Consider the following 8,455-nt stretch of genomic DNA (forward strand, 5'->3'; position numbering starts at 1 on the left):
GTGCGGGACCGCGGGCGCGAGGAGCGCTCGCCGCGGCCGCCCTCGGCGGGCGTGTCCTCGTGGCGGCCCGCGGTGGCGGAGCGCGTGGGCGCGGCGGTGGGCGCGGCGGGCTTCAGCCGGCCCTTGGTGCCCGCTGGGATGTCGAGGTCGCTGTAGAGGTGCGGGCTCGACGAGTACGTCTCGGTCGGCTCGGGCTGGCCGAACTCGAGGGCACGGTTGATGAGCGCCCACTTGTGCAGGTCGTCCCAGTCGACGAACGTGACCGCGATGCCCGTCTTGCCCGCGCGGCCGGTGCGGCCGACGCGGTGCAGGTACGCCTTGTCGTCGTCGGGGATGGTGTGGTTGATGACGTGCGTCACGTCGTCGACGTCGATGCCGCGGGCCGCGACATCCGTGGCGATGAGCACATCTTTCTTGCCTGCCTTGAACGCGGCCATCGCGCGCTCGCGCTGGTCCTGGTTCAGGTCGCCGTGCACGGCGGCGGCGTTGAAGCCGCGGTCGTTCAGCTCCTCGACGAGCTTGGCCGCCGCGCGCTTCGTGCGCGTGAAGATGACGGTCTTGCCGCGGCCCTCGGCCTGGAGGATGCGGGAGATCACCTCGTCCTTGTCGAGCGAGTGCGCCCGGTAGACGAGGTGCTTGATGTTCGCCTGCGTGAGTCCCTCGTCGGGGTCGGTCGCCCGGATGTGGATGGGGCGCGTCATGAAGCGGCGCGCGAGAGCCACGATCGGCCCCGGCATCGTGGCCGAGAACAGCATGGTGTGCCGGGTGGCCGGCGTCTGCGCCATGATCCGCTCGATGTCGGGGAGGAAGCCGAGGTCGAGCATCTTGTCGGCCTCGTCGAGCACCATCTCGCTGACGTTCTTGAGCGAGAGCAGCCGCTGCGAGGCGAGGTCGAGGAGGCGGCCCGGGGTGCCGACGACGATCTGCGCGCCGGCCTTGAGCTGTTCGATCTGGCCCTCGTAGGCCTTGCCGCCGTAGATCGACACGATCTTGGTGGGGCGGTTGGATGCCGCGAGCTCGAGGTCTTCGGTCACCTGCACGCAGAGCTCGCGGGTCGGCACGACGACGAGTACCTTGACGCCGCCCTCGGGGTCGTCGCCGAGGCGCTGGATGATGGGCAGGCCGAACCCGAAGGTCTTGCCCGTGCCGGTCTTCGCCTGGCCGATGATGTCCTGGCCCGAGAGGGCGAGGGGGATGGTCTGCTCCTGGATGGGGAAGGCATCGACGATGCCCTTCCCGGCGAGTGCGTCGACGATGTCGGGCGCGATGCCGAGGTCTGTGAAAGTGGTCAAAGGTCTGCCTGTCGTGAAAGAAGAAAGGTGCGCCCCGTCTTCTGCCACAGGCGCACGACCGCGGATCCATCGCCCGCGTACATGCACCAGCCTATCGGAGTGCGGCTGGGAGACCCGGATATGCTGTCCCCGTGGCGATCTGGTCGAAGCGGCGTGTGCCGCGTGCGGAATCCCCGCGGCTTCGACCGCGGGTCGCGCCGACCGAACTCACGCGCATCGACTTCACCGAGATCGTGCCCGAGCCGGTCGCGTTCCTCGGCCAGGCGGCGTACATCCAGCTGGAGTTCTTCGAGAGCCTCGCGAAGGCCGTGGCGACGGCGCCCGACCTCGCCTCCAAGGAGGGCTTGAGCTCGGCCGCGGGCGTCGCCTTGCGCAAGCACCACGAGCTCATCGCCGAGCTGCGCCGCCTCGGCGCCGAGCCGGCCGAGGTGATGGCGCCGTTCGCGCCGGCCACCGACCGGTTCCGCCTGGCGACGCTCGGCGCCGACTGGCACGAGCTGCTGCTCGGCATCCACATCACGTCGGGCATGCTCGACGACTACTTCTCCCGGCTGGCCGCGGGGCTGCCGCCGGAGCTCGGCGCACGGGTGCGCGGCATCCTCGGCGAGAACGGCGCCTCGGTCGTCATCGAGCAGCAGCTCGCCGCCGCGATCGCGGCCGACGAGACCCTCGACGACCGGCTCGCGCTCTGGGGGCGTCGCCTCGTGGGCGACACCCTGCTCATCGCGCGCTCGGCACTGCGGGCCTCGGAGTCGGGCGGCGCGCTCGGCGCCGACGTCGAGCCGGTCTTCACGGAGCTCATCGCCGCGCACACCCGACGCATGGACGCGCTCGGCCTCACGGCCTGAGCCGCACGCCCCACGGGAACGCCGCTCAGCGCCGTGACGGAGCGAGGCGCCGTGACGAGCGAGGCGGCTCAGCGAGCGGTCGCGGCCCGACCCGGACGCGCGAGGCGCTCGAAGAGGTCGTGATCGGCCTGCTCGCGGCGACGACCGAGCAGCAACGCGGTGAGCGCAGCAGCGCCGCCGCCCGCGACGAGGGCCGCGACCCAGATCCAGCCGCCGTCCCACGCCCAGCCGAGCCAGGTGAGCGCCACCCACACCACAGCGGATGCCGCTGCCCCGACGGCGGGCACCAGCACGACGCCGTGCGTGTGCCGCCGGGGGATCGCATAGCGCGCGCCGAGGCCCAGGATCGCCCCGCCGAGCGTGACGAAGAGGAGCTCCATCAGCCGACGAACCCGATGCGGCGCGACTCCTCCGAACCGATCTCGACGTACGCGAGCGCGGCGCCGGGCACGACGTAGACGGTGCCCTTCGCGTCGGTCAGGCGCAGCAGGGCGGACTGGCCGGCGAGCGCCGCTGCGACCGCCTTCTCCACCTCCGCAGCCGACTGCGACGTCTCGAAGGAGAGTTCGCGGGGGGAGTTCTGGATGCCGATGCGTACGTCCACTGTGCGCCTTTCTGTCCTTGCTGAAACCCTACGACACGCGCGTCGGCGAGCCGCGCGAGTTCACTGTCGGCGGACATGGTTACGGTGGGGCCATGCAGGCAGCCGCGTCATCCGTCGTCACCGCCCTGGGTCTCGACGGAGGGGGCCACGCGGCGGTCTTCGGGGCCCCCGGCACCGGCAAGACGCGGCTCGTCGTCGAGCTCGTCGCCGAGCGCGTGCTGCGGGGCGGGTTCGCGAGCGACGAGGTGCTCGTGCTCGCCGCCAGCCGCGCGGCGGCCACCGCCCTGCGAGACGACCTGGCACTCCGGCTCGGCATCACCACGCGCGGGCCGATCGCCCGCACGGCGAACTCGGTGGCGTTCGACCTCGTGCGCGGTCGGCTGCGCACCGCGGTCACCCTGCTCACGGGGGCGGAGCACGACCAGATCATCGGCGAGCTCATCGATGCGGCCATCGACGAGGGCGACGGTCCCGCGTGGCCCGAGGGCCTCGGCCCCGACGTGCGGCGTCTCCGGGGGTTCCGCGCCGAGCTGCGCGAGCTCATGATGCGCGCCGTCGAGCAGCGCCTCGACCCCGCGGCGCTCGGCGCGCTCGGGCGGGCCGCCGGGCGACCCGAGTGGATCGCGGCGGGCGAGTTCCTCGCCGAGTACCTCGACATCAAGGAGCAGCTGCGCCCGACCCAGTTCGATTCCGCCGAGCTCGGGGTCTTCGCCGCGGCGATCGTGCGCGCGAGCATCGACGACCCCGACGCGGCCGCCGCGCTCGGGGTGTTCGCCGGCCTGCGGCTCATCGTCGTCGACGACGCGCAGGAGGCCACCGAGGCCACGGCCGCGCTGCTCGCGGCGTTCGCGGCGCGGGGCGTGGAGGTCGTCGCGGTCGGCGATCCGGATGTCGCGAGCAACGGCTTCCGCGGCGGCCGCCCCGAGCTGCTGGGCTCGCTCTCGTCGGCCCTCGACGGGGCGCCCGTGCGGCGTATCGAGCTGCCCGTCGCGCACCGCGGACGCGCCGAGCATCGCGCGCTGCTCGCCTCGGTGACCTCGCACATCGGCACCGCGCTCGGCGGCACCCACCGAGCCCCGGTGCCGGCCGCCGTCGACGACGCCGATACCGATCCGCTCGCACCCGTCCTCGGCATCGAGGGCTCGTCGCCCGCCGGCGAGGCGCAGCAGGTCGCCGCGCTCCTGCGCGAGCGGCACCTCCTCGACGGGGTGCCGTGGTCGTCGATGGCGGTCGTGCTCCGCTCGGGCGGCGACGTGCCCGCGTTCGAGCGAGGGCTCGCGCTCGCCGACGTGCCCACCGCCGGCAGCGCTGCGCGCACCGCGCTGCGCGACGCCCCCGCGGCGGCCGCACTGCTGTCCGCGGCCTCGTGCGCGCTCGGCCGCGAGCCGCTCTCGGCCGAGAACGCGGTGGCGCTCCTCACCGGCCCCATCGGGCGGCTCGACGGGGTCGGCCTCCGCCGGCTCCGGCTCGCGCTGCGGCACGAGGAGCTCGCCGCGGGCGGCACGCGCACCGCCGACGAGCTCCTGGTCGAGGCGCTCGGCGTGGCCGGCGGCTTCGAGACCATCGATGCGGCATCCGCCCGCCGTGCCGGCCGGCTCGCGAAGGTGCTCGACGCGGCACGGCGGGTCGCCGAGCGGGGCGGCACCGTCGAGGAGGTGCTCTGGGCGATCTGGGAGGGGAGCGGGCTCGCAGCGGAGTGGACGGCGCAGTCCTCGGGCACCGGCGTGCTCGCCGACGAGGCGAACCGGGCGCTCGACGCCGCGGTCGCGCTGTTCGCCGCCGCGCGGCGCTTCGTCGAGCGCGAACCCGACGCCCCGGCGCGGCGCTTCGTCGACGACGTGCTCGCGAGCGCGCTGCCCGAGGACTCGCTCGCTCCGCGGCGCAGCTCCGAGACGGTCTTCGTCGGCACGCCCGCGGCGCTCATCGGACGGGAGTTCGACGTCGTGGTCGTCGCCCGACTGCAGGACGGCGTGTGGCCCAACCTCCGCCCGCGCGGAACCTTGCTGCACACCGAGTACCTCGTGCGGGTCGCCGGTGCCGTGCGCGCCGGTGCGCCCGTGCCCGCACCCGAGAGCGTCGCCGAGGCGCGCGCATCGGTGCGGGCCGACGAACTGCGGCTCTTCGCCCTCGCCGCGTCGCGGGCACGCCGCCAGCTCGTGCTGAGCTGCACCGCGACCGACGACGAGCAGCCCTCGATGCTCATGGCGTACGCGCCCGACCGCCTGCGTGCGCCGCGCCGCCGGCCGCTGCACCTGCGGGGACTCGTGGGCGCGCTGCGCCGCGAGGCGAGCGCGTCGCCGACCGGCGAGGCGGCCGCGGCGCTGGCGCTCCTCGCCGAGCACGGCATCCCCGGTGCGCATCCCGACGACTGGTACGGCCTCGCGCTGCCCTCGACGACCGCGCCGCTCATCGACCTCGACGGCGACCCCGAGGCGCTCGTGCCGGTCTCCCCGTCGCAGATCGACCGCGCCGAGGAGTCGCCGCTCGGGTGGTTCGTCGATCACGTCGCCGCACCGCCGTCGGGCCTCGCCGCGTCGATCGGCACGATCGTGCACGCCGTGGTCGAAGAGGCCGCGGCGAGCGGCGAGGTCGACGTCGAGGCGCTCTGGGAAGCGGTCGAGCGCCGCTGGCGCGAACTGCGATTCGAGGCGGGCTGGGTGGCGGAGCGCGAGCGGCGCGGCGCGCGCCGCATGACCGAGGGCGCCGCCGACTACCTCCGCAACTTCGCCGACGACGGCAAGGTGCTCCTCGGCGCCGAGGGGCGGTTCACGATCGTCAGCGGGCGCGTGCGGATCACCGGCACGATCGACCGGGTGGAGGCCTCGCCCGACGGCACCACGGTGATCGTCGACCTGAAGACGGGACGCACGCCGCCCACCGCGGCGCAGACCGCGGCGCACCCGCAGCTCGCCGCCTACCAGCTCGCCGCGCGCGGGGGGGTGGTGCCCACGGGCGGCGTCGCCGGCGGGGCGAAGCTCGTCTTCGTCGCACGCCCGGTCGGCGGCCTGCAGTACACCGAGCGGGCCCAGCAGCCCTTCGACGACGCGGCGGAGGCGGCGTTCCGCGAGCGGCTCGACGCGGTCGGCCGCATCATGGCGGGCGCGGAGTTCGACGGGCCCGCCGAGCTCGGGCCCCGGTCGCGCTTCGGCGACTGGCAGTACCGCGTGCACCTCGTGCCGGCGGTGTCGGCGTGAGCGGCACGATCGGTGCGCGCCAGGTGCGCGACGTGCGCGACGTGCGCATCGGCGCCGACGAGATCGCCGCCCGGCTCGGGCTCCACGCCCCGACCGGCGAGCAGCGCGCCGTCATCGAGGCCGACCCGCATCGTCAGTGCATCGTCGTGGCGGGCGCCGGCAGCGGCAAGACCGAGACCATGGCCAACCGCGTCGTGTGGCTCCTCGCCAACGGCCACGTCGCCGTGCCCGAGGTGCTCGGGCTCACGTTCACGCGCAAGGCGGCCGGCGAGCTCGCCGACCGCGTGCGCGAACGGGTCGCGCAGCTCGTCGCCGAGGGCATCGCCGACCTCGACCTCGACCCCCTCGAGTCGGCCACCGTGGGCACCTACAACGCGTTCGCAGGCGCGATCTACCGCGAGCATGCGCTGCGCATCGGCCGTGAGCCCGACGCCGCGGTGCTCGGCGAGGCCTCGGCGTGGCAGCTGGCGCGGGGCGTCGTCGCGGCATCCGCCGACCCCCGGCTCGTCGAGATCGACGCGTCGCTCGACCGGGTCACCGGCGCCGTGCTCGGCCTCAGCCGCGCGCTCGCCGAGAACGTGGCCGACAGCCGCGACGTGCGCGCGTTCGCCCGCGACTTCCTCGCGATGGAGGGCCTGCCCATCGAGGCGCCGCGCAAGCGCACCCCGTTCCAGAGCTTCACCGACGCGCTCGGCGTGGTCGGGGCACTGCCGCCGCTCCTCGACCTCGCCGACGCGTACGCCCGCGCCAAGCGCGAGCGGGGGTACATCGAGTTCAGCGACCAGGTGGCGCTCGCGCTCGAGATCTGCATGCGGCATCCCGAGGTCGCGGCAGAGCACCGCGACCGCTCGCGCACCGTGCTGCTCGACGAGTACCAGGACACGAGCGTCGTGCAGACACGCCTGCTCGCGACGCTCTTCGGCGGGCACTCCGTCATGGCCGTCGGCGACCCCGACCAGTCGATCTACGGATGGCGCGGCGCGAGCGCCGCCAACCTCGCCCGCTTCGCGGACGACTTCGCGGCCGGAGACGCCGACACGTACGACCTGTCGACGAGCTGGCGCAATCCGGTGATCGTGCTCGACGCGGCCAACGTGCTCATCGGCCCGCTCGACGCGGGCATCGCCAAGGCGCCGCTGTCGCCGTCGCCGTTCGCCGGCGGCGGGCGGCTCGATGTCGCGTGGGGCGAGACGATCGACGACGAGGCCGCCCTGGTCGCCGACTGGTTCGCGACCCGCATGCGCGGCGGCGAGCGCAGCGGCGCACTGCTGTGCCGCACCTTCGCGCACGTCGACCTCTTCACGCAGGCGCTCCGCGACCGGGGCGTGCCCGTGCACGTGCTCGGCGTCGCCGGACTGCTCGACCAGCCGGTGATCGCCGACCTCGTCTGCACCCTGCGCGTGCTGCACGACCCGAGCGCGGGGTCCGAGCTGCTCCGCGTGCTCGGCGGTGCGCGCTGGCGCATCGGTCCGGCCGACCTCGCGGCGCTGGGCGGCCTCGCCCGATGGCTCGCCGACCGCGACCTCTCGTCGCAGCGCCTGGCCGACGAGGTTCGCAGGGGCCTGCGGGGGTCGATCGCTCCCGACGAGTCGCCCTCGATCGTCGATGCGCTCGACTTCCTGCTCTCCGCACCCGACTCGCACTCGGCACTCCGCGGGTTCAGCGAGATCGGGCTCGCCCGCATGCGCCGCGCGGGGGCGCAGCTGCAGGCGCTGCGCCGACGTGCCGGCCTGCCGCTCGTGGACTTCGTGAGCCTCGTGCAGCAGGAGCTCCTGCTCGACATCGAGGTCGCAGCCAACCCCGGGCAGCCGCTCGGCGGCCCGAGCCTCGAGACCTTCGACGGGCTCCTCGCCGGGTTCGTCGACATGGCCGAGCACCCCACGCTGGGGGCGTTCCTCGGGTGGCTCACCGAGGCGGAGCAGCGCGACCGGCTCTCGCCGCGCCTCGACGATCCCGAGCCCGGCGCCGTGCAGGTGCTGTCGATCCACGGGTCGAAGGGGCTCGAATGGGACGTGGTCGCGATGCCGCGCATGGTGGAGGACGAGCTGCCGTCCAAGCCGCGGTCGAACCGCGGATGGCTCGCGTTCGGGGAACTGCCCAACGACTTCCGAGGCGACCGCGACGAGCTGCCCGAGCTCATGTGGCGCGGGGTGCAGAGCCAGGCCGAGTTCGACGACGCGGCCACCGCCTTCGCGTCCGAGAACCGGGAGCGGCACGCCCAGGAGGAGCGTCGGCTCGCCTACGTGGGCCTCACCCGGGCCCGCAGCGAGCTGCTGCTCACCGGCTCGTGGTGGGCGACCCAGACGGCGCCGCGGGGGCCGAGCCCGTTCCTTCGCGAACTCGCGGTCGCGGGCATCGTCGACCCCGCCGTGCTCCCGACCGCGCGCGAGTACGACGAGAACCCGCGCACGGGCGTGGCCGACCGGCCCCGCTGGCCGCTCGAGCCGCTCGGGTCGCGCCGCACCGCCGTCGAGCGCGCGGCGTCGGCGGTGCGCGACGCCGCCCTGCGCCCGAGCG

The 8,455-nt window shown here is 74.5% G+C and carries 6 protein-coding genes; 3 read left to right on the forward strand and 3 right to left on the reverse strand.

The annotated features are described in order from the left end of the window. Positions 1 to 1,292 (reverse strand): DEAD/DEAH box helicase (locus tag EDM22_RS19020; RefSeq protein WP_138708144.1); only part of this gene is annotated, 1,292 nt, incomplete at its 3' end. Positions 1,293 to 1,423: 131 nt separating this feature from the next. Here EDM22_RS19020 and EDM22_RS19025 point away from each other — a divergent pair. Continuing rightward, complete coding sequence (locus EDM22_RS19025; RefSeq protein ID WP_122938667.1) at positions 1,424 to 2,140, forward strand: ferritin-like fold-containing protein; 717 nt, start codon at positions 1,424 to 1,426, stop codon at positions 2,138 to 2,140. A gap of 68 nt (positions 2,141 to 2,208) precedes the next feature. Here EDM22_RS19025 and EDM22_RS19030 read toward each other — a convergent pair whose 3' ends face one another. Then, positions 2,209 to 2,520 carry a hypothetical protein gene (locus EDM22_RS19030; protein ID WP_122938669.1) on the reverse strand — a complete coding sequence of 104 codons (312 nt, stop codon included), beginning with the start codon at positions 2,518 to 2,520 and terminating at the stop codon, positions 2,209 to 2,211. Beyond that, positions 2,520 to 2,744, reverse strand: a complete 225-nt coding sequence (locus EDM22_RS19035; RefSeq protein WP_122938670.1) for a DUF3107 domain-containing protein — start codon at positions 2,742 to 2,744, stop codon at positions 2,520 to 2,522. The genes EDM22_RS19030 and EDM22_RS19035 overlap by 1 nt, the downstream gene beginning before the upstream one ends. Before the next feature lie 92 nt (positions 2,745 to 2,836). On the opposite strand from EDM22_RS19035, the gene EDM22_RS19040 reads away from it, so the two are divergent. Both EDM22_RS19040 and EDM22_RS19045 read left to right on the forward strand, forming a co-directional pair. Further along, entirely contained in the window at positions 2,837 to 5,938 is a 3,102-nt protein-coding gene (locus EDM22_RS19040; protein WP_122938671.1) for a UrvD/REP family ATP-dependent DNA helicase, read from the forward strand. Further along, positions 5,935 to 8,455 (forward strand): ATP-dependent helicase (locus EDM22_RS19045; protein ID WP_245989563.1); only part of this gene is annotated, 2,521 nt, incomplete at its 3' end. The genes EDM22_RS19040 and EDM22_RS19045, both read left to right, overlap by 4 nt.

It is taken from the genome of Agromyces tardus (assembly GCF_003710805.1).
Classification (GTDB): Bacteria; Actinomycetota; Actinomycetes; order Actinomycetales; family Microbacteriaceae; genus Agromyces; species Agromyces tardus.